Annotated in this window: 15 protein-coding genes; 7 read left to right on the top strand and 8 right to left on the bottom strand. The window is 67.7% G+C overall.

Annotation, left to right across the window (positions count from 1 at the left end; all coding sequences use genetic code 11):
* Positions 1–51 precede the first annotated feature (51 nt).
* The 3 genes from VD972_RS31920 to VD972_RS31910 all read right to left on the bottom strand — a co-directional run bounded on the left by VD972_RS31920 (position 52) and on the right by VD972_RS31910 (position 2977).
* Positions 52–741 carry an NUDIX hydrolase gene (locus VD972_RS31920; RefSeq protein WP_324992566.1) on the bottom strand — a complete coding sequence of 230 codons (690 nt, stop codon included), beginning with the start codon at positions 739–741 and terminating at the stop codon, positions 52–54.
* A 133-nt stretch (positions 742–874) separates the two neighbouring features.
* Complete coding sequence (locus VD972_RS31915) at positions 875–1879, bottom strand: diacylglycerol/lipid kinase family protein (protein WP_324992565.1); 1005 nt, start codon at positions 1877–1879, stop codon at positions 875–877.
* 93 nt (positions 1880–1972) lie between these two features.
* On the bottom strand, positions 1973–2977 hold the full coding sequence (locus tag VD972_RS31910) for an SDR family oxidoreductase (protein WP_324992564.1): 1005 nt from the start codon (positions 2975–2977) through the stop codon (positions 1973–1975).
* 513 nt (positions 2978–3490) lie between these two features.
* Between VD972_RS31910 and VD972_RS31905 the strand changes: the two genes are divergently transcribed.
* The 4 genes from VD972_RS31905 to VD972_RS31890 all read left to right on the top strand — a co-directional run bounded on the left by VD972_RS31905 (position 3491) and on the right by VD972_RS31890 (position 12707).
* Positions 3491–4963 carry a PEGA domain-containing protein gene (locus VD972_RS31905; RefSeq protein WP_324992563.1) on the top strand — a complete coding sequence of 491 codons (1473 nt, stop codon included), beginning with the start codon at positions 3491–3493 and terminating at the stop codon, positions 4961–4963.
* A gap of 35 nt (positions 4964–4998) precedes the next feature.
* Positions 4999–6417, top strand: a complete 1419-nt coding sequence (locus VD972_RS31900) for an IgA Peptidase M64 (RefSeq protein WP_324992562.1) — start codon at positions 4999–5001, stop codon at positions 6415–6417.
* A 121-nt stretch (positions 6418–6538) separates the two neighbouring features.
* On the top strand, positions 6539–9757 hold the full coding sequence (locus VD972_RS31895) for an Ig-like domain-containing protein (RefSeq protein WP_324992561.1): 3219 nt from the start codon (positions 6539–6541) through the stop codon (positions 9755–9757).
* Between the two features lie 178 nt (positions 9758–9935).
* On the top strand, positions 9936–12707 hold the full coding sequence (locus tag VD972_RS31890; RefSeq protein WP_324992560.1) for a putative Ig domain-containing protein: 2772 nt from the start codon (positions 9936–9938) through the stop codon (positions 12705–12707).
* Positions 12708–12764: 57 nt separating this feature from the next.
* On the opposite strand, the gene VD972_RS31885 is transcribed toward VD972_RS31890, so the two are convergent.
* Positions 12765–13286, bottom strand: coding sequence for a hypothetical protein (locus tag VD972_RS31885; protein ID WP_324992559.1), 522 nt, complete (start codon positions 13284–13286; stop codon positions 12765–12767).
* Positions 13287–13582: 296 nt separating this feature from the next.
* Between VD972_RS31885 and VD972_RS31880 the strand changes: the two genes are divergently transcribed.
* Positions 13583–15034 (top strand): methyl-accepting chemotaxis protein, encoded by a 1452-nt coding sequence (locus VD972_RS31880; RefSeq protein ID WP_324992558.1) that lies wholly within the window; start codon positions 13583–13585, stop codon positions 15032–15034.
* A 32-nt stretch (positions 15035–15066) separates the two neighbouring features.
* Here the strand turns inward: VD972_RS31880 and VD972_RS31875 are convergent, their stop codons facing one another.
* Positions 15067–15825, bottom strand: a complete 759-nt coding sequence (locus VD972_RS31875) for an SIMPL domain-containing protein (RefSeq protein ID WP_324992557.1) — start codon at positions 15823–15825, stop codon at positions 15067–15069.
* Positions 15826–15901: 76 nt separating this feature from the next.
* A complete protein-coding gene (locus VD972_RS31870; protein ID WP_324992556.1) occupies positions 15902–16978 on the bottom strand; it encodes a protein kinase in 1077 nt (358 codons plus the stop codon).
* 212 nt (positions 16979–17190) lie between these two features.
* Here VD972_RS31870 and VD972_RS31865 point away from each other — a divergent pair, with 212 nt between their 5' ends.
* Positions 17191–18201, top strand: coding sequence for a trypsin-like serine protease (locus VD972_RS31865; protein ID WP_324992555.1), 1011 nt, complete (start codon positions 17191–17193; stop codon positions 18199–18201).
* Entirely contained in the window at positions 18155–19093 is a 939-nt protein-coding gene (locus VD972_RS31860; protein ID WP_324992554.1) for a S1 family peptidase, read from the top strand. The genes VD972_RS31865 and VD972_RS31860 overlap by 47 nt, the downstream gene beginning before the upstream one ends.
* 14 nt (positions 19094–19107) lie before the next feature.
* Here the strand turns inward: VD972_RS31860 and VD972_RS31855 are convergent, their stop codons facing one another.
* Together VD972_RS31855 and VD972_RS31850 are read right to left on the bottom strand one after the other, a co-directional pair.
* Positions 19108–20013 (bottom strand): DUF2381 family protein, encoded by a 906-nt coding sequence (locus tag VD972_RS31855; RefSeq protein WP_324992553.1) that lies wholly within the window; start codon positions 20011–20013, stop codon positions 19108–19110.
* A gap of 10 nt (positions 20014–20023) precedes the next feature.
* The coding region (locus tag VD972_RS31850) for a serine/threonine protein kinase (RefSeq protein ID WP_324992552.1) at positions 20024–21548 on the bottom strand (1525 nt) is incomplete at its 5' end.

Below are 21548 nucleotides of genomic sequence, written 5' to 3'. Positions count from 1 at the left end.
ACCTCTCCCGTGCCCTGAGCAGGGCGACGGCACTGCGGGTGGATGGGGCGGCTACAGCTCGAAGTTGAAGCCAGCCTTCTCGAGCTGCTTGTACTTCTTGTGATCGAACCGGTAGAGGCGCGCGGCGCGGTGAGAGACGTCCTGCTCCACCTCGTCGAGCTCCTCCAGCAGATCCATGGAGAGGATCTTCTTGCGGAAGTTCCGCTTGTCGAGCGTGCGCTCCAGGATTATCTCGTACAGGCGCTGGAGCTGGGTGAGGGTGAACTTGGGCGGCAGCAGCTCGAAGCCGATGGGCTGGTAGCGCACCTTGCCCTTGAGCCGCTGGAGCGCGGTGCCCAGAATCTCCGCGTGGTCGAACGCCAGCTTGGGCGTGTCCCAGACGGAGAACCACGCCGCCTCGCGCGCATCCGTCGAGGCGTGGACCCGGTGGTCGCTCAGCTTCACCAGGGCGAAGTACGCCACGGTGACGACGCGGCCGCGCGGGTCCCGCCCCGGCTCTCCGAAGGTGTAGAGCTGCTCCATGTGGCTGGGGCGGATTCCGGCCTCCTCCTCCAGCTCCCGGCGCGCGGCCTCGTCCAGAGACTCCTCCATCCGGACGAAGCCGCCGGGCAGCGCCCACTTGCCAACGAAGGGCTCCAGCCCCCGCTGGATGAGGAGCACCTTCAGGTCCCCCTCGTCCATCCCGAACACCACGCAGTCCACCGTCAAGGCGGGCCGGGGGTACTCGTAGGTGTGGCTCACGGTCGCTCTCCTTCGCGTATCTTCGACACCAACATAGTGTCCATCGAACACCAAGTCAAGGCGTCTCGCACGAGGAGGGCAGCCTACACGGAGGGCCTCGTGAAGAAGACGGTGGTGAGAGGAATTCCGTGGCTCAGGCGCTGACGAGGCTCGAGAGGCGATGCCAGTCGACGAGCTGGACGTGCTCCTCGGCCAGCTCGAACTCCACGGAGCGGCGCAGGCCGAGGAAGTCCCCTCCCAGCTGGAACGGCACCTCGCGGTCGAAGTCCATGCGCACGCGCTCCACGAGGAAGTCGTGCATCTTGGGCATGGGGTGCTGGCCGCGCCACAGCTTGAACATGTTGCGCGTGGCCTCGAGCACGCTGCCGCCGTAGACGCGCACCGAGAGCCGGTTCGGCATGGCCTGGGCGAAGGGGAAGGCCTTGAAGCCGAAGCCCCACTCGGGCGTGGTGGCAGCCCCCGCCACACCTGCAGGGCCGCGGTACAGCAGGGCGCCCGTCTCGCCGTGAGGCAGTGGGCGGATGGCGCGGTGGGCGTCCACGGTGAGGGCCGGAGCCCCGAGGTTGTAGACGGAGACTTGCGGGCCGCCCCCGCCGAACACGTGCCGGGGAATGGTGCGGGTGAACATGGCTCCCAGGTATCCCCGCAGGCCGGCCTGAGCGTTGCGCAGCGGGCCCGAGGAGGCGAGCTGACCCTTGAAGTCCTGGATCATCTCCGCGTCCCAGCCCGTGCCCGCGAAGGGAGCCAAGTGGCCCTCGACGCGGACGAGGCGGAAGGGGCGCAGAGGCGGCAGGCGCTCACCGTAGGCGGCGAGCTGCTTGAGCGCCACGGCGGGGCGGGGTGCGCCCGTGACATGGGCCCACGCATTGCCTGTGCCCATCGGGAGGACGCCGATGGCTGGGAGTGCCAGGCCCTGCGCGCGCATCTCGTTGAGCAGGCCGGTGATGGTGCCGTCGCCGCCCCCGGCGAGCAGGAGCGCGGGCGGGTTGGTCCGGAGCTGCTGATCAATCCAGGTGCGTGCCTCGTCGAGGGATCGGGTGAGCGCCACACGGGCGAGGGGGAGGAAGCGCTGCACGAGGCCTCCCATGACTTCGGAGCCCCTGCGTGCGCGGAGGTTGACGAGGACGGCGATATTCATAGGCGGCTGGACTCTCTCTAGGTCATGTCATGGCACTGTCAGGACAGGCACGAAGGGGTGTGGCATTCCCAACAATGGGTGAGGAGGGCGAGCTCACGCCCCGAGCGCGTTCACGACCTGGAGTCCCAGACGCCGAGCTGCCGCGGTGCGTCGCAGCGAAGCGAGCGTGGCCACAAGGCCGCCAGCGAGCAGGAGTCGCTTGAACCACTGTCGAGCGGGCGAGCGGTAGCCGGCACTTCGACCGATTCCCTGGGACATGGGCCGGAAGAGATTGCCCGAGGTGCGGGGCTGGCGCTGGTGCTCGAAGTGCTTCGCGTCCGTCATGGAGCGGAGGGACTTCTCGGTGAGGGCGGGGAGCAGGCTGTGGAGGACGGTGAAGGCGCGGCGCGAGGGGCCGATGAAGAGCTCGCGGCGGGGATGCGCGAGGACGTGGACGATGGCGCGGGCGACGCGCTCGGGGGAGTAGACGGGCTCGACGGGGCGGGCGCGCCAGCCGGTGTAATTGGCGGTGTGCTGCCAGAGGGGTGTGTCGACGGAGGCGGGCAGGATGGTGCAGACGTGGATGCCGGTGCCCTCGAACTCCTGGCGGATGGAGGCGGAGAAGCCTCGCACGGCGAACTTCGAGGCGGCGTAGGCGCTGACATAGGGCCCGGCAGTGGAGCCGTAGACGGAGGAGACGTTGACGAGGGTGCCGCGGCCCTGGTGACGGAACTGGGCGAGCGCCGCGCGTGAGCCATACACGGTGCCGAAGAAGTTGGTCTCCATCACCTGGCGGAAGGCGTCATCGGGCGTCTCTTCCAGGCGCCCGACGAGATAGACGCCTGCATTGTTCACCCAGCCATCGATGCGTCCGAAGGCATGAAGGGCCTGGGTGGCGAGCGCACGGACGGCGGCGGAGTCCGTGACATCCGTGAGGACGGCCAAGCAGCGGATGCCGAGGGCCTCGCACTGCTGGGCGAGATCATCGAGAGGCTCCTCACGACGGGCAGCGAGGACGAGGTGGGCGCCCTTCTTCGCAAGAGCGAGCGCGGTAGCGCGTCCAATCCCACTGGATGCCCCGGTGATGACGAAGACCTTGTCCTTCCATGCGCGCTTCATGCTGGCGCCTCCCAGGCCGTATCTCCGGTGCCCAAGATGGCCATGACGCGTGTTGGCGCACCTCGTCAAAGACGGTTGCCCGGTGGGCGAGCGGGAGATCAGGCCGTCGCCCGTACCTATCTATAAGGAGGGCGCAGGGAGTCCCTGCTGGCGGACGGCCGTCCGCGCTGGGAGACGGTCCAAGGCCTGGGAGCAGTCCACCGTGAGAGGTAGGACGCCGTCGGGACGCACCAGACCTGAGGGGTCGGCGGATGAAAGGCAAGCCCTGGAAAGAACGAGGTTTCCGAGTCCTGGGAGGGGACAGGTTGTAGGGAGCACGGAGCGGCTGGTATCTCGGGTCCGCCTGTCCGGTGGTCGACGGAACACTCCCTGCAATCCAGGACCTCGCAACGAGCCCCACCACTGACCTGGTGGCATCCCTCCACGACTGCTGAACCCCAGACGCCCATGAACAAGATATTGGTTTGTGTCGGTTTCATTCTTTCCCTTTCAGCGCAGGCGGCGCCGCGTCGGATGGTCGTGGCCAGCGGTGAATGCAAGGACGCCGAGCTGACCAGTCAGGCCAGGGCGTTCCATGCGGCGCTCAAGGCCCGCCAGGACCAGGAGGTGATGAGCCCCGCCGCCTTCAGTGAGCGCATCTTCCCTGCGTCCTCCGGCAGCTTCGAGGACATCCAGCGTCAGCTCGACGCCGCCCAGGACCACTTCTACGAGGCCCGCTACTCCAAGGCCGAGCAGGCCATCAACGATGCCCTCAAGGAGATCTCCCGCCTCCCTGTCGGTGATGCCCACTGGAAGCTGCACGCCAACGCCCACCTCCTCCATGCCCTCAACTACCGCTCCATGGGCAAGGTGAAGGAGAGCGATGCCGCGTTCCGCAACGTCCTGCGCCTCCAGCCTCAGCACAAGCTCGACCCCTCCCTCTACGCTCCCTCCATCCGCCAGGCCTTCGAGAAGGTGCGCAGTGAGCTCGCCAAGGCCAGGAAGGTGAAGCTCTCCGTGAAGTCCACCCTCCCCGCCTCCGAGGTCTACCTCGATGGCCTCAAGGTCGGTCAGACCCCCGTCTCCGTTGATGTCATCGCCGGCACCTACGACATCACCGTCGTGAAGGGCTCTGCTGTCAGCTTCCCTCGTCAGATCCAGGTGCAGGGGACCGACACCCCGGTGCTCGTCGATCTCGCGTACGAGGGCTCCGTCTCGGCGACCCCGTTCCCGTGCCTCGCCTCTGCCGACAGGTCGGATGAGCGCACGCTCAGCCATGCAGTCCGCCTTGGTGGCACGCTCGGCGTCGAAGAGGTCATCGTCGTGCGCCTCGAGACTCCCAGCAGCGGTCCCAAGTGGTTCGCCGCCACCGTGCTCAATGTCGAGGGCGGTCAGAAGGTTCGCGAGGGGGGTTTCAAGACCCAGGGATTGGATGCTCCCCCCGACACCCTCTCCGCCCTCGTGGACTTCGTCACTACCGGCAAGGCCCCGCCCAACCTTGTCGTCCCCAACACCAATGGCAAGGCGCCCTGGTCTCACCAGCCCGCGGCCGACGCGCCTGTCGCCTCCACCTCCTCGTCCAGCCCTGATGTCTCCGCGCCAAACCGGCTCCCCGAGGGGGGCCTCTCCACCTCCGCACTCTCACCGCGCTCCAGCTCGACCCCGGGCCTGCGCGTCGCCTCCTATGTGGCGCTGGGTGCTGGCGCCGCGGCCCTCGCCGGCTCGGGCCTCGTGCGGCTCATGGCCCAGAAGGATCTCGATGCGCTCGAGAAGCGCCTCAACTCCAACGGTCGCATCAATGCCGACGACCAGGAGGCTCTCGAGCTCCGCGACTCGCTCGCCTCCAAGGGCAACCTGCTCACCGGGCTCCTCATCGGCTCCGGAGCCGCGCTCACCACGGGCGCCGTGCTCTTCCTCGTGTCTCCCTCGAGCTCTCCGCCCCCCGTGGACGTGGGTCTCTCGGCCGGCCCCGGTGGCGCCTCGGCTTCTCTCTCGGGATCGTTCTGAGCAGCAACCCAGCGTGAGAGCTAGAGTGCGCCCCCATGCGCTTCCTGCTCGCCCTGCTGGTGGCCACCAGCGCCTCCGCCACCACTCCCCGCACCTTCCGCGTCGACTACTTCCACACCGGGAATGCCTCCGAGGAGCGCTTCAGCCTCGATCGGCTCGTCGTCGAGCCCCTCTCCTGGCCCGGCAACCCCTCGCGTCCCATCGACGAAACCAACCTCGGCAAGTACCTCTTCGAGGTCCGCGACCGCGCCACCAACCGCCTCCTCTACTCGCGCGGCTTCGCCTCCATCTACGGCGAGTGGGAGACCACTCCCGAGGCCAGGGACTCCCACCGCACCTTCCACGAGTCCCTCCGCTTCCCCGCCCCCGAGAAGCCCGTCCAGGTCATCCTCAAGAAGCGCGATGAGCAGAACGCCTTCCGCGAGATCTGGTCCCTCGTCGTCGATCCCAAGGACATGTTCGTCGACCCGTCCGCGCCTCCCTCGCCTGGAGCGCTCCTGCCGGTGCTCAAGAGCGGGCCGTCCGAGCACAAAGTCGACCTGCTCATCCTCGGTGACGGCTACACCGCCCGGGAGCGCGCCAAGTTCGAGAAGGACGCCCGCCGCCTCGCGGACATCCTCTTCACCTTCTCGCCCTTCAAGGAGCGCAAGTCCGACTTCAACGTCTGGGGCCTCATGCCCCCCGCCGCCGAGTCCGGAGTCTCCCGGCCCTCCACCGGCCTCCACCGCCGCTCGCCCGTGGGCGCCACCTATGACGCCTTCGGCAGTGAGCGCTACGTCCTCACGTTCGACAACCGCGCCTTCCGGGACATTGCCTCCTTCGCGCCCTATGACGCCGTCGAGATCCTCGTCAACGGCAACACCTATGGAGGAGGCGGCATCTTCAACCTCTATGGCACCGTGGCCGCCGACAGCCTCTGGTCCCCCTACGTCTTCGTCCACGAGTTCGGTCACCACTTCGCCGGCCTCGCCGACGAGTACTACACCTCCGAGTCCGCCTACCTGCCCGCCGCCTTGGAGCGACTCGAGCCCTGGGAGCGCAACGTCACCGCGCTCAATGAGCCCTCGGAGCTCAAGTGGAAGGCGCTCGTGTCACCCGGCACGCCCGTGCCCACGCCCTGGGACAAGGAGGCCTATGAGACCCACGCGCGCCAGGTGCAGCAGCAGCGCAAGCAGATTCGCGCCCAGCGCCGCCCCGAGTCCGAGATGGACGCCCTCTTCACCTCCCAGCGCGACTGGGAGGAGAAGTTCCTCGGCTCGCAGAAGTTCGCCGGCAAGGTGGGCGCCTTCGAGGGCGCCATGTACGAGGCCCGCGGCTACTACCGCCCCCAGGCGGACTGCGTGATGTTCACCCGCGATCGCGTCCCTTTTTGCTCCGTGTGCCAGCACACCCTCACCGAGGTGATTGACCTGTACGCCGGAAAACCCAGCAGGTCCGGTACGCCCACTCCCTGAAAACCGGCCTTGCTGGTTTCCCTGCGTGACAAGCGGATGGCGCAGGGCGGCATCGGTAGACGACCCTTCCGAGGGAAGTGTAAGGGTACTGGCACCCAGTCAAACCCTTGGAGGGGTGTTCATGTTGATGCGCAACTGGCTCCAGGCGCTCGGCGCCTTCGTGTGCGTTCTGGCGCTCACCGCATGTGGCGACGAATGCGTCGATCAGTTCGACTGTCGAGACGAGAAGGGGCCCGCCCCCGCGGGCAAGGAGTACCAGTGCATCGAGAACACGTGTGAGCTGAGGGACAAGCCCCCCACGGAGATCACCTGCTCGCCCGAGTGCGCCGGCACCGAGTTCTGCGACACCAGCTCGGGCGAGGGCGTGTGCCGCACCTGCTCGGCGACCCAGGGCTGCTCGGCGCCCCTCTTCTGTGACGTCGCGGCCAACAGCGGCAAGGGCCTCTGCCGGGCCTGCTCGGACACTGGCAATGCCACGGACCAGGGCTGCTCCGCGACTGCCCCCGTCTGCGACCCGGCGGCCGGCAATGGCGCGGGCGTGTGCAGGGCCTGTGTCGACTCGGCCCAGGGGGGCAGCACCGACTCGGGGTGCTCCGCGAGCACCCCCATGTGCGACCCGGCGGCCGGCAATGGCGCGGGCGTGTGCAAGGCCTGTGTGAACTCGGCCGAAGGTAACGGCACGGACCTGGGCTGCTCCGCGAGCTCTCCTGTCTGCGACGCCGCGGCGGCCAGCGGCGTGGGCGCGTGCAAGGCCTGCGTGGACTCCGCGCAGGGGACGGACACGGACCTGGGCTGCGCTGACACCGCGCCCATCTGCAACGCCTCCGCGAGCGGCGGCAAGGGTGTGTGCAGGGCCTGCCTCGACACCGCCCAGGGGACCGACATGGACCAGGGCTGCGCCGCGACGGCTCCCATCTGTGACTCCGCGGCCAGCGGTGGCGCGGGCGCGTGCAAGGCCTGTGTGGACTCCGAGACGGGGGATGAGAATGACCTGGGCTGTGGCGGGACCACCCCTCTCTGTGACTCCGCGGCCAGCGGCGGCGCGGGCCTGTGCAGGGCCTGCGTGAACTCCGCGCAGGGCACGGGCACCGATCTGGGCTGCGCAGGTACCGCCCCGATCTGCGACATCGCGGCCAGCAGCGGCGCGGGCGCGTGCCGGGTGTGTGTGGACACCGAGAACCCGGGCAGCAGCACCGCGGACCTGGGCTGCTCCTCGCCGACCTCCCTCTGTGACACGGCGGCCAACAACAGCGCAGGCGCGTGCAAGGTCTGCCTGACGAGCAACGAAGGCTGCGCCGGCAATCAGACGTGCAACGCGGCGGGCTCGGCCTGTGAGGGCTGCCTGAACGACGCGGAGTGCACCAACGCCTCCACTCCGATCTGCAAGCCCCCGCCTCCCGTGGCCATCTGCGTTGAGTGCATCGATGATGCGCAGTGCGCCTCGGCCCGGCCGACATGCGACACGGCGACCAATATCTGCGGCTGCACCGCCGATACGCAGTGCGAGGATGCCCCGGGCAACACCGATTATTGCGACACCACCGTCAGCAACGGCCGCGGTCAGTGCACGGTCTGCCTCACGGATGCCCACTGCGCGGCTCCGACGCCCTTCTGTGACGACCGCATGGCGTGCATCCAGTGCCGCAACAACTCGCACTGCTCGCTGACCCAGGCGTGCAACCCCACCACCAAGGCGTGTGAGGCCGTGCCGGGCGCCGACCCGGCCACCACCAGCAGTCAGATCCAGGCGTTCATCAACAAGCCCATCGGAACGATAGACCCGCCGATCACCATCGAGAACGCGTTCGTTACCTACATCAAGCCCGCCCTGGGCGCCGATGTGGCCGGCTTCTTCCTCCAGGCGGAGCCGGACGGTCCGGCGATGTTCGTGGCGGTCGATGCGACGACGCTCCAGGTGCAGGTGGGCGACCGCGTCACCCTCACCGTGGGCGAGGTCCTGCGGCTCGGCGGCGAGCTGGAGGCTGCCTCCGCCCTCTCCGGCTTCACCCCGGTCGGCCGAGGCTACCCCGTCCAGAACCTCAACACCGCGACGCCCCCCGGCCTTGCCGTCGATCGGTCTGGGGCCAACGATCTGCAGACCCAGCTGCTGACCCAGTACGAGAGCGAGCTCATCTCGCTGACGGGGACGATCGTCTCGGCCCCCGCCGCGTCTGGCGGTGGGCATGTCGCCTTCAACATCACCACCGCGGGCATGACGACGTCCGCCAACACCTTCCGGCTCCGTGTCCCTGACACCCTGCCGGATGCGATCGATCTCGTGCAGACCTGCGGCTTCACGCTCAAGGCGGGCCCCATGTGGCGGTTCACGACGGGCGCGGTGCCGAACCAGACCCACAACGCCCAGCCGTCCGCATACTCCGCGTCGGACCTCATCCTCACCAACTGCCCGGCGCCGAGACTCGTGACGGCGGTGACCAGCTCGCTCACACAGGTGCTCCTGACATTCGACCGTCGCATCGATCCGGCGACGGTCCTGGGCACGGGAGAGCAGTTCACCTTCACGAACGGGCTCACCGCGACGTCGGCTCAGGTCAGTGGCCGGCAGGTCACCCTGAGTACGAGCGATCAGACGCCCGGAGCGGACTACACGGTCACCGCCGCGGCTTCCGTGGAGGACCTGAGCGGTACCGCCGTGTCGGCGACGGCGAACACCGCCAGCTTCCGGGGATACCGGACGCCTGCGGTCCTGCGCATCAACGAGGTCCAGCCCAGCGCCGCGAGCAACATGGATCTCGTGGAGCTGGTCGTGGTCAGCGCGGGTACCGTGGATGGCTTCGTGCTGCAGCAGGACATCAACTCGGCGGTGACGCTGGCCACCTTCCCCAACGCGAGCGTTGCCGCCGGGGACTTCATCGTCGTGCACATCGCCCCGCCTGCGGGGTACACGAGCGAGACGACAGCGAAGGACCAGTTCCCCGCCAGTGGAACCTCCATCAACTACGACACGGCCTGGGACTTCGGAGGAGGTACCACAGGCATCACGTACTCGAGCCGGTTGATCCTGGTGAAGAGCGCCGCGGGCGCCATCCAGGACGGAGTCTCCTTCGGGCGGACTGACGGCACGCCTCCGGGCGCGTTCCCAGGCAACCTCCAGGCGCTCCAGGCCCAGGGCCATTGGCTCCCGGCGGACTGCAACGGGGTGCCGTGCACACTCATCTCGGTGCCCTCGGCCGTGGAAGTGTCGGCCAACTGGACGGGGCTCCCTTCCTCGGCCGCCACTCCGGCGAGCAACACGGTCCGCCGCCTCACTGCGACCGACACCAACACCAAGGATGACTGGGGCACCGGGGCACCGACCTGGGGTCTGCCCAATCCGTAGTCCCAGCATGAGCCGGAAGGCTCAGCGCTGACATGGAGGGGCCGCGGCTCTCATGGGCCGCGGCCCTTCTCTTTGCGGGCCTCTCTTCCCTCCCGAGGGCTCCACCTGGAGCAGTTGGAACCTCTACACTGGGCGCCTTTCATTGTGCGCCGGAGGCTCCGGCTCACGGAGTGGTGCCATGTCCCGCGTGCGTCTCCTCACCGCCCTCTTCCTCTCGACGCTCCTCGCCTGTTCCGACGGCGGTCCGGTCGAGCCGGATCCCCAAGGCCCTGCGCTCCCCTCCGCTTCGCTGGGCGAGAGCACCGTCGGCGCTCCCTTCTCGCGCAGCCTTGCCGCCTCCCGTGGCACCGCGCCGCTCTCCTACTCCGCGCAGGGACTCCCTTCGGGGATTGCGCTCGACTCCCAGACCGGCGCCCTCTCCGGTGCTCCCGCCCAGGCCGGCCCCTTCGACATCGAGGTCTCCGTCACCGATGCCGCCGGCCTCTCGGATCAGCGGCGCTACGCTCTCCTCGTCCTCGATGCTCCCACCTTCGTCACCGCCTCCCTTCCTGCCGCCACCGCCAACGTCGCCTACGCGGTTCGCATCGAGGCCTCCGGCGGCAAGGCGCCCCTCGTCTACAGGCTCAGCGGAGGAGCCTTTCCTCCGGGGCTCTCCCTTGATGCCTCCGGCACCCTCAGCGGCTCTCCCTCCGCTGCAGGCTCCTCCTCCTTCGAGGTCTCCGTCACCGACGCTCATGGCGCCGTGAAGCGCGCCCCCTTCAACCTCGAGGTCCACCCCCCACCGCCCGTCGTCGTCACCACGGAGGTGGCCTCGGCTCATGCCTCGGGCGCCTACCACTTCGCCTTCGCGGCGGAGGGCGGCACCCTGCCCTACTCCTGGAGCAAGGTTGACGGTGCGCTGCCCTCCGGCCTCGTCCTCTCCTCCGCCGGTGAGCTCTCAGGCACGCCCTCCTCTGGTGGCACTTTCTCCTTCACCCTCGAGCTCCGAGACGCTCGCGGCCAGTCCGCCCAGAAGACCTTCTCCCTCATCGTCATCCCCGCCCTTGTCCTCGTTACCTCGACTCTTCCGGACTCCTATACCGATACGCCTTACGCTCAGTCCCTCACCGCTACAGGCGGCCACGGCTCGCTCTCGTGGGCGAACACCGACCCCTTGCCCCAGGGTCTGAGCCTCTCCCCCCAGGGCGTCCTCTCCGGCACACCCACCTCCGTAGGGGGATACACCTTCACCCTTCGTGTCACGGACAGCCTCGGCCGGTCGGACTCTGCCCTCCTGTCCTTCGACATCTACGCGCTCCCCATCGTCGACACGGGCACGCTCGTCGACGCCTACGTCTCCGAGCCCTTCGCCCAGAGCGTCCTGGGCCTGCATGGAAAGCGGCCGTACACCTTCTCCGTGGCTCCGGGCTCGCTGCCCGCTGGGCTCTCGGTCGCCTCCGACGGCCGGATCACCGGCACCCCCACCCGCCCTGGCACCTCCCAGGTCGAAGTCCGGGTGAGCGATGCCAACGGGCGCACCGGCACCCGGACCCTGCCGCTGTCCGTCTACTCGCTGCCCGCCTTCACCACCACCACCCTGCCAGAGCCCGTCCAAGGCCAGCCCTACTCCCAGACCCTGACCGTCTCCGGTGGCAAACCGAGCCTCACCTTCTCGCTGGAGAGCGGCTCCACGCCCGCAGGCATCACGCTCGAAGAAGAGGGGAGCCTCACGGGCACTCCGTCCGGCAGCACCAGCGCCTCCTTCACCGTGCGCGTCTCCGACGCCAATGGCCGCTCCGGCGTGCGCTCGTTCACGCTCTCCGTCTACGCCCCGCCCCGCATCACCACGCCCTCCCTCCCCAACGCCACCCGGAACACCCCCTACTTCGAGACCCTCGGCTACAGCGGCAATCGCGGGCCCTTCACCTGGGGCTACTCGGGCACGCTGCCTCCGGGCCTCTCCTTTGGCTCGGATGGCTCCGTCCTCGGCACCCCCACCACCGCCGGCACCTGGTCCTTCACCGCCACCTTCCAGGACTCCGTCGGCGGACTGGACTCTCGCGTGTTCACGCTGGTCGTGGACCCCTCAGACTCCAGTGGCAATACCCCCTTCAAGGTGGGCCACTGGAACATCGAGTGGTTCGGCAGCGACTCTCTGGGCCCGCCCCGCTCCACCTCGCCCGGAGGCTCGCTGGATGACCTCCAGATCGCCAACGCCAGGGCCCTCATCGACGACGCGGACGTCAATCTCTGGGGCCTCGTCGAGGTGGTCGATACCGCCGACTTCCAGGCCCTCAAGGCCCAGCTCCCCGGATACGACGGCTTCCTCTCCGATGATCCGCGAGTCAACCTCGGCTCCTGGTACTACTCGCCGAGCGAACAGAAGCTGGGCGTGCTCTACGACGGCCGCCTCTCCTTCCAGTCCGCCACCCTCATCCTCACCGAGGCAGCGGCGGACTTTGCCGGCAGGCCCCCGCTGCGTGTGGACTTCGGCACTCACATCCACGGCGTGAACACCGTGCTCACCGTGATCGTCGTCCACATGAAGGCCTTCGATGACTCGGCCTCCTACGACAGGCGCCAGCGCGCAGGCGCCGCGCTCAAGGCCTACCTGGATGGGTTCGTGCCCTTCCACCGCGTGCTCGTCGTGGGCGACTGGAACGATGACGTGGACGTCTCCATCACCGACGATTCCAATGGCAACCCGCTGCCCAGCCCCTACGAGAACTTCCTCGCTGATCCCGATGACTACGCCTTTGTCACACGGCCGCTGTCATTGACCGGCGAGAGCTCGACGATCGGCTACCCGGATCTGATCGACCACACGCTCGTCTCCAACGAGCTGGCGGCGGACTACTTGCCCGCTTCGGCCCACGTGCTGCGCCCCACCTGGATCGCCGACTACGCGGGCACCACCAGCGACCACTACCCCGTGCTCAGCCGGTATGACTTCGGCGCTGTGCCTCCCTAGCTCACGCTCACCCTCACCGGCCCCGCGGGCGCTCACCTTCGTGGACGGCTCGGCCTTCTAGCGGCGCTCGAGGGAGGTAGACGGCGGAGGCACGCGCTGGGGCAGCAGCGTCACCTCGAGCGCCACCCACTCGCCCTGCTGCACATCGTAGGAGACCTGGACCTCCGCCCCCTGCTCCACGGTCCTCCGGCTCACCTCGCGGTCCCCTCGCCGGAAGCGCGTGTCGTCCAGGACTCGCACGTCCCGCTCCACGCCCCCCGTGTCGCGGACGAGCAGCTCGTCGTCCCCCACCCACTCCACCGTTCCAGTGACGCTCGCGGTGAGCCTGCTCTGCCCCGAGCCGCCGTGGCCCAGCTCCTCGCCCTGTCCCAGCTCCGCCTGGAGATCTCTCCGCTGCGCCTGGAGCTCGTTCGGATCCGGCATCCGCTCGCGCGAGGCGATCAGATCCCTCAGCAGCTCCGAGCGGGCCTCGCGCTCCCGAGCGCTCGGCGGCCCGTCCGCATTACCGCAGGCGAACCCCAGCCCCAGGAGCCCCCCCACGGCTCCCGCCACAGCGGCCCATCGACGCAGGCGGTGCATCACACCGGTTCCCCCTTTCGACTCCCAGTGAGAATCCAGCCTTGAACCTCTGTGCGCCCCCGGCTCCTGGGAACTGAGCGGCAGAGACCCCTCCGCTCGCCTGCCCGCTGGCCCTCCTCGTGCTCAGAGCGCTCCCAAAGCCCTCCGGTCCCTTCCAGAAAAATCCAACCTATTGGATACTGTGAATCCTGATGACGGACTCCACCCTTCCCTCATCCCCAGCGTGGGCCGCCTACTCCTCTTTCCTCTGGGAGCAATGGCCTAAACGCACTCTGCGTATGAGTCAGACCGCCCTGGTGGGTAGTCTGATTCTGTTGCTATCGGACACGCTGAGCGTGGGCCTGGGGACTGCCGCAGGCACCCGGTCCCTGCTGACCGTCATGGCGGCCCGCATGGCGTGTCTCCTGCTCCCGGGAGTCGCGATGCTGGCCCTGAGGAACTTCCCGGAGTGGCAGGCAGGGCCCCGGACGGGTGTGGCCCTGGCAAGCCTCTGGCTCCTGAGCAGCCAGATCGTCTTCTACGTCGCGGGGACGCAGCGCACCATGCCCCACACGGCGCTGCTGGTGTGGAGCGTCTTCTTCATCCCCCTGGTGCTGCCGCTGCGCTCCCAGGCCCGCGGCCTCTTCTATGCCTTCACGGTGGGGAGCTACGCGGTGCTGGAGCTGGCCCTGGATCCGGGGTACCCGCTGGCGCAGCGCATGCTGGGCATCGCGGCGCTGGGAGGGGTAACCGGGGGCATCGCCTGGTCCCTCGAGCGCATCCTGCGCGCGCTGCGCCACCACTTCTTCCTCAAGCAGGAGATGACCGCCACGCTGCGGGCGCTGGAGAACTCCCATGCCCGGGTGGGGAAGGCCGCAGAGACGATTGGTGAGCTGGTGGAGAAGCTCCGGGACTCGACGCTGGAGCTGTCCAGCGAGTCCTCCCGCGCTCGCTCGGAGACGGCGCGCATCGCCAACGCGAGCGAGACGGTGGCCCTCATGGCCCAGGCCGCTTCGCATCGCGCCTCGGGCGCTGGCTCCATCGTCTCCCAGGCCACCGGGCACACCCAGCGCATTGACGACGAGATGAACCAGGTGGAGAGCGGGGTAAACAGCATCGGGCAGGCCATCGGCTTGACGGAGGCCAGCCTCCTGGAGCTGGTGACGAGCGCCCGGCAGATCGTCGAGTTCACGCAGACGCTGCAGGAGTTCGCCAACCAGACGGACGTGCTGGCGCTCAACGCCGCCATGGAGGCCGCGCGCGCAGGCGAGGCCGGGCGGAGCTTCTCCGTGGTGGCGCGCGAGGTCCGCCGGCTGGCCGAGGCCTCCAAGGACAGCTCGGTGAAGATCCACGAGGTGGTGCAGGGCACCCGGGCCCAGCTGGAGTCGGCGCTGCAGGGCATGGCCATCATCCGCGACAGCACCCACCAGTTCGAGACCCGCTTCACGGATGCGCGCAAGACGCTGGAGGCCATCCGGCAGATCGTCACGCAGATCGAGTCGCTGATGCGCTCCACGGTGGTGGATGCTCAGGAGCAGGCCCGGGCGACGGGGGGCATCTCCTCGGGAGCAACGCAGCTCCAGCGGCTGATCACCTCGCACGCGCAGATGAGCGAGGACGTGGCCATCACCGCCGACCGGCTGGGGCAGCAGGCCGAGGCCCTGCGTGCGCTCCTGCCGAAGAAGGAGCCGCAGCCCGAGCCCCCCAAGCCTCAGGTGGATCCCACCCCCAGCGGTCCGCTGCCAGGCTCCCACGCCGTCGTGGCCTGACACGCCCAGGGAGCCCCTCTCCCGGCACGAGCCTAGCGAGTCCCTTCGATGGCGTAGATGAGCGTCACCTGTGCCTGGACGGTCTGCTCCTCCGGGATGATGGGCGTGGCCGGGGCGTTGCTCTTGTCCCCCGCCTCCATCATCGCCATGCGGGCCGGATAGACGCGCGGGGGCTCAGCCACCGTGCTGGCATCCAGCACCACGCCGAGCCGCACCCCGAGCGCCGAGGCCAGCACCTCCGCCGTCTTCCTTGCGCGCTCCACCGCCTGCCGCAGCGCCTCGGCACGCACCGCTTCCTCCTTGCTCAGCGCGAAGCGCACGCCGTCCACCCGGTTGGCCCCGGCCGCCAGCGCCCGATCGATGAGATCGCCCAGGCGTGGCAGCTCCCGCACGTGCACGGAGAGGCTGTTGGTGACGCGGTAGCCGCGCAGCTTCGGCTCGACTCGAGGATCCGGCTGCGTGTACTCGGGGTAGACGGAGTAGTTCCGGGTGTCGAGCTCCTTGCGAGGGAGGCCCGCGCCCGTCAGCGCGGCGATGACGCGCTCCATCTTCTTGGCGTTCTCCTCACCAGCGGCCTTGGCGGTGGTGCCCAGGGTCTCCACGGCGAGATCCACCCAGGCCTCATCGGGCTCGGCCTTCGCCTCGCCCATTCCCTCCACGCGCAGGGTGCGGACCGCAGGGTCCACGAAGGGGCGGAAATCGGGACGGGACTCGGGAGGAGTCCGCGGCTGGGCCGCCGCAGTCAAGCCAGCGAGCAGGGCCAGTGCCGTAACGAGTCGGGTGAGCTTCATGGCGACCTCGGCGCAGGGGGCATACGCCCCAAGGGTGGGAGCCCCGGTTCAAGATGGAGGCTCGTCCCTGCGTTGGCTACAGGAGCCCCTCGACCCTTGTCATGACCCGGAAGACCTCGGCTGCCGCTTCCCGCTCTCCATAGGGAGGCTCCCACACTCGCATGGAGGTGAGGAGCGCATCCCGAAGGGCCGCCCCCGAGGCGTAGCGCTGGCCAAGCTCCGGTGCCAGGGCTCTCGCCAGGAGGGCCTTGAGGTGCTCGGGTGCGTGAGGCACCGCCTGCTCGATTGCCCTCTCGGAGAGGGAGGCGGCCTTGCCCTCGAGCGGGTGGGGGCACGCCAGCATCCCCAGGAGGACCCACGCCAGCGAGACCAGGTCCTCACGGGCCTCCGCCAACACGGAGTCCCCAGGTCCCATCGTGGACCAGGCCTTGTACTTCGCGGGCAGACGGCACCAGCGCCTGAGGGTGTGGGACGCGCGATAGGTCCATCGCTCGATCCTGGGCCAGAGCTCCGTTCCCTGCAGCCAGCCCAGGCCCTGCGGAGGGATCTCCCAGGGAGGCAGGGGATCGTGGATCCTGAGCTCGAAGCCGGCCAGCTTCACCCGGCCAAAGCGAGTCAGGCGGATGGTCCGAGCGCTGATGCCCCCATGAGGGATGCAGGAGGATCGCCCATGCTCCCCGGGCAGCTCATGGGCATGCTGGAGCGCGTCGGCCAGCTCGGCCGTGACATGGCAGGCGAAGGCCGCTGACAGCCGCCGACCATACGCGGACGCCAAGCGCAGCACCTTCTCCAGGGAGATCCCGTCCACGTACTCCGTGATCGCATAGAGCTCGCCTCCCCGCCGCGCCAGCTCGTGGAACCTGCAGATGACCGGGTGGCTCAAGCGCCGGACGCGCATGGCCTCTTCGAAGAGGCGCAAGCGGTGGTGCGGCTCCTGGGAGCTGGCCAGCTGCGTGAGGACAACGGGCTCGGCCCTGCCATCCGGCAGGCGGCGCCAGGCGAGCATCCGCTTCTGGCGCCGGTCCGGCTCCCTCAAGGTCCGGATGAGCTCATAGGAGACGCCATCCCGCTCGAAGACGACGCGAGCCTCGGGCATCGCGGGAGGAAAGGGGCACCCTTCCTCCGTGGGATTGCCTTCGAGTGTGCGCACCATGAACGCTCCAGGGCCATGGCGGCTGAGCACGAAACCATGGCGCTCCAACCCTACCCTACGGGTGGGTTGCACGCCAGAGACTCCTACAGGTCGCCAAGGCCCCAACTGCGTCAGCAGCCACAAGCGGACCCAGGCCGACCCGCGCATACGCACGGTGGGCATGCTCCTCTGCTCGGCAGCGCCCCGCGTGCAATACTGCGGGAGGAGGTTGCATGAGAGTGGCACGCCGTTGGGTACATCTGGCAATCCTGCTCCCAGTGTTTTCGGCTCTCGCAGGGTTGGTGGGTTGCCACGGATGTGAGAAGAACGAAGCGGGCTCGCCTGAGGCGCAGCGCGCAGCTAAAATCGAAGAGAGCAACCCGCGGCTTATCGACGTCGAGATCGACCTGCCCATCGCCCAGTTTCCCGAGGGGTTCAGGTTCGAGTTCGGCCCCGCGGATCCAGAGCCCTGGCTGCAGCATGCGGGGATAGTGGACGTCGCGGATCGGTACGCGGCGGCCGTCATGATCGCCCTGAAGGATTCGCCAACCCTGGTAGCTTGCAGCGGTGTCCTCGTCAGTCCGCGCCTGGTGCTGACGGCAGGGAGCTGCGTGTGCGCGCAGAGTCATAGCGAGTCCGCTGTCACGTCCGGAAATGCTCTCGTGTCTTCTTCGTGTGCGGAGCGCGTGTCAGTCACGACGGTTGTCTATGGTGGGAACTCTGGACCTGAGGCCCAAGGGGAGCAACTGTGGTTGCGAACCTACGAGGGAAGCGTGCGTGCCCATCCTGACTTGCAATTCTGGGTGGATCCGCGTGGCCACCTGCGCTCAAGGCGCGCGGATCTGGCTGCCATCTCCCTGAACGAACCTGTCCCGGAGCAGCTGGCGAAAGTGCTCCTATCCGGAAGCGAGGTCCGGCAAGGCGAGGCCCTGATCATGGCTGGCTACGGGCATGATCAGATCCTGGGCGGAGACTTTGGAACCCGGTACTACAGAAAGAACACAGCCACGCGGGCACCTCAAGAGGATGATGACAAGCTTCACTACGAGCAGGAAGGAGCGTACGTCTATGATGGCTTTGCCGGAGGGCCATGTTTCCGCGAGGAGAGAGGAGGCCAGTGGTTGGTTGGGATCGCGGGGGTCGGCTCGGACGCGGCGCTCACGTGCACGAGCACCTTTATCCACCGGGAATGGCTACGTGCTGAAATTCAACGGGCCCGGAGAGAAGGCTCTGCCAGCCCATGAGGAGGCGCCGCTGAGTTCCTGGAGGCTGAGCGCCGCCAGTATCGCGTGCGCCGTCTCGCTCGCTGCATGTGCTGGCGGGGCAGCGAAGGGTGCCGTGAGTCCGGAGTACGCAGAGACAGCATTTGAGCGAGGGGCACATAGCCTGACATCCGATCTCGAATTCTCGATTTCGGGAGGGCAAGTGGATGGCCAGAAACGCTATGAGACAGTGGTTCAAGTCTGGGGCGCACGGGGTCATTGCAGTGGTGTCTTCATCAAACCCCAGCTGGTGTTGACAGCTGCCCATTGCGTGTGTGCACCCGAGGACCCCAAGCTCCAACGGCGGGTCATTGACGGTGCAGATTGCGTGAAGAGCGTGACCATCAGAAGAAGCCTCCACGGCTCGGAGGGTCCGTCAGGAGTAAAGCCTTATGAGTCCAAGGGACAGGTGCAGGTGCATCCGGCCTTCAGGGCTGAGTTGGAGAACGGAAGACTGAAGCTGAACGTCGCGGATCTGGCGGTGGTGCGTCTGAACGAGCCCGTTTCAGGCCTGAAGATCGATTTCAGATTTCCGGAGCAGGAAGTCTCCATCGACGAGCTGCTCACCTTGGTGGGCTTCGGTGAGACCCGCTACAATGGGAAGGATGGTGGCATGCGGAGAGTAGGGCACAACTCCGTCACGGACATCGTTCTCTCGGCGGGAGGTCCTGGCTCCTTCCTGTTTCGCGCTCCCGGAGCACACACGCATGCAGGGGACAGCGGTGGACCCTGTTTCCGCGAGACTCCAGCGGGACGGTGGCTTGTGGGCATCAACAGTGGTCACGCAAACAGTGGCACGGCTTCCTGGTTCACGAGCACGTTCCACTACCGAGCCTGGATCGCGGAGCAGCTCCGGAAAGGAGCCACGGATTAGTACGACAGCAGTCCTTACGGGAAGGTGACCTCTTCCACGCGCAAGACGCTTCCATCATCGCGCTCGAGGATCAGGGTGTAGGTGAGCTTGGCACGGCTCTCGCTGAGGCTCCATTCGAGGACCACCCTGCCCCATTCTGTTGGACGCACGGGACCTGACGTCCAGAAGGTTTGCGGAGGCAGCGCGCTGCCATGCCCGTCCGTGAGGGTGGCTCTTGTGACGGTCCGTTCCTGATCACGCGGCTGCAATTGCAGGGAGACTGCAACATCGCCGGTGTCAGCAAAACGGAAGCTCCAATGCTCCCTGAGTTTCGCAGCTCCCTTGATGGTGTTTGGCAACACCTTCGGGCCCAGCAGCCCTCCCTTGCTTATCTCGCCCTTGGCAAGCAGCCCTGCCAACCCTGCCGGCTGCTCACGGTTCATCTGGGCCCGGCTCAGTTGCTCGCGCAAGTGCGCCACCTCGGCCCGGGCCTCTTGGGTCTCCCGCTGATACGCCTCGGCGGACATGACCTGCCGGAACACCTCCACCTGCCGTGTTGCCAGCGCCGGGTGCCCCACAAGCACAAAGGTCGCCATTGCCGGGGCAGTGCCATCCAAAAATCCAATCGTGAGATTGAATGTCTCGCCAGGGGAGAGGTTGGCCGGAGGAATGAGCATGATGCTCCGGTCTGTCACTGCCACAAAAGCAAAGCGGCTACGCTCCTGTAGCACCAGCGAGTCCGGGTCAATGGGCGAGTTGAGGAGGATGGAGGTTGTCAGGCCGAGACTCACACACACCCTGGGCAGTGCCTCTGACGGCTGGGAGCCGAGCGCCACCCGGGGCGATGCGGACTCGCACTCCAGGTACGCTGAGGATGAAGCTTGAACTGGCCCGCCGAGGAGGGCCAACGCCAGCAGGCCAGGCGCGAAGATGACGGGCATCGGGTCAATTCTACTCGAAGCGGTCCACTATCTTTGCGGATTGAGTTGACAGGATGACATGAGGCTCACCCTCCTTCGCGGTTAGATGATGGACCTGTGCGCAGATTGGGAATGCTTTGCCGTCATACGTGAATGCTTTCGTGAGGCGTATATGAACGCGATCCGGACCGAAGATGATCTTGCCTTCGACCTTTCCCCCTTGCCACTTCCATGTAGTCCTTCTACTCCATGCCTCAGCCGTGAAGGGGCCCTCCTTCACAGGCATAAATACGTTTGGCTCCGGTGGGAGGGCGAAACCGAATTCAAACTCGATGTCCATCCACTCTGCCATCGCCTTGATCGCTCCAGGCGGGCATGGCTCCGCGGGTGGGTCCTGACGCATGATCTGCGGGGCCCCCACGCAACTGGTCAGCGCCGTGCACAACGTGATGACAGCCTTCCTGGCTGCTGAGCTTTTCTTCACATGTGGCTCTTTCTCGCGATACGCCGCCTCAACGGCGGACGCGGGGGTTTTATCCGCGCCGACGCCAGACTGGGGCGGGTACGGCGGGCTTGCCAGTTTTTCGCCCGGCGAGCCTACCTGCCAGGCTACGAAGGGAGGGCCTGCCCCAGCAGGTTGGAGTGAGTTGGAGGGCCCGCCCGGCCAGAGCGCCGGCTCCTCGAAGAGGACCGGCGCCGGTGCGCGCGCCGGCGGCTCACCCAGCACCGAGGATACCTCAGGCCCCAGTACGAGCCCCAGCAAGAGCAGCAGCGTCCAGGAGGCAGCCCGGCGCGCGCCCTGCAGCGCTGGCACGGGCCTACCCCAGGCGGCCGGCGCCGGGACAGCCGCCATGACCGCCGGGAGCTCGGCGATGCGCTGGATGGGGACCGGCGCTGGGACAGGGGCGGGTTCCGGGAGGGGCACGGGAGGTGGAACCGCCAGGAGCCTGGTGGCGGGCAGCTGGATGACTCGCCCCCGCCGAGGCGCTCTGATCAGTGCGAGGAGCAGGTCGATCCCGCCCTCGGCCACGACCGTCACATCGATGTCGGTCGTCCGGCACTCCGGCGCGTCCGGCTGGCCGAGTGGAACGTCCCAGGCGGCCCCATCCACGGCCTTCTCCAGCACCTGGCGCACCGCCCCGCAGAGCTCCTTCAGGTCCGCGTACCGGTCCTCTGGGTTCTTCTCCAGGAGCCGCATGCAGAGTGCCCCTAGCTCGGGCGGCACGCGGGGGTTGACGACGTGGGGCGCCTTGGGCTGCTCCCGGAGCACCCGCCGCGTCATGAGCGGATCCTCACGCCCACCAAAGGCAAGCAAGTCCGTCAGCATCCAATAGAACGTCACCCCCAGCGCCCACTGCTCGTCCTTGGCCGTGGGCCTGTAGTGCTCCTCCTCCTCGCAGGCATGCCTCCACGCTTCCGGGCTGACGTACTCCAGCGTGCCTGTCACCTGTCCGACCCCCATGCTCGACGAGGCCCCCGCCAGCGCTGCAAGCCCGAAGTCGAGCACCACGGGCTCCTCGCTGGGGAGCCGGACCATGATGTTCTCCCGCTTCACG

The organism is Hyalangium sp., assembly GCF_035629615.1.
In the GTDB taxonomy this organism is placed as follows: domain Bacteria; phylum Myxococcota; class Myxococcia; order Myxococcales; family Myxococcaceae; genus Hyalangium.
This window is presented reverse-complemented; position numbering and strand designations above follow the sequence as displayed.

Bases quoted from the DNA above. Each gene is read 5' to 3' on its own strand.
- VD972_RS31915 (WP_324992565.1), bottom strand. From the start codon at position 1,879: ATGAATATCGCCGTCCTCGTCAACCTCCGCGCACGCAGGGGCTCCGAA.
- VD972_RS31910 (WP_324992564.1), bottom strand. From the start codon at position 2,977: ATGAAGCGCGCATGGAAGGACAAGGTCTTCGTCATCACCGGGGCATCC.
- VD972_RS31905 (WP_324992563.1), top strand. From the start codon at position 3,491: ATGGTCGTGGCCAGCGGTGAATGCAAGGACGCCGAGCTGACCAGTCAG.
- VD972_RS31900 (WP_324992562.1), top strand. From the start codon at position 4,999: ATGCGCTTCCTGCTCGCCCTGCTGGTGGCCACCAGCGCCTCCGCCACC.
- VD972_RS31895 (WP_324992561.1), top strand. From the start codon at position 6,539: ATGTTGATGCGCAACTGGCTCCAGGCGCTCGGCGCCTTCGTGTGCGTT.
- VD972_RS31890 (WP_324992560.1), top strand. From the start codon at position 9,936: ATGTCCCGCGTGCGTCTCCTCACCGCCCTCTTCCTCTCGACGCTCCTC.
- VD972_RS31885 (WP_324992559.1), bottom strand. From the start codon at position 13,286: ATGCACCGCCTGCGTCGATGGGCCGCTGTGGCGGGAGCCGTGGGGGGG.
- VD972_RS31875 (WP_324992557.1), bottom strand. From the start codon at position 15,825: ATGAAGCTCACCCGACTCGTTACGGCACTGGCCCTGCTCGCTGGCTTG.
- VD972_RS31870 (WP_324992556.1), bottom strand. From the start codon at position 16,978: ATGGTGCGCACACTCGAAGGCAATCCCACGGAGGAAGGGTGCCCCTTT.
- VD972_RS31865 (WP_324992555.1), top strand. From the start codon at position 17,191: ATGAGAGTGGCACGCCGTTGGGTACATCTGGCAATCCTGCTCCCAGTG.
- VD972_RS31855 (WP_324992553.1), bottom strand. From the start codon at position 20,013: ATGCCCGTCATCTTCGCGCCTGGCCTGCTGGCGTTGGCCCTCCTCGGC.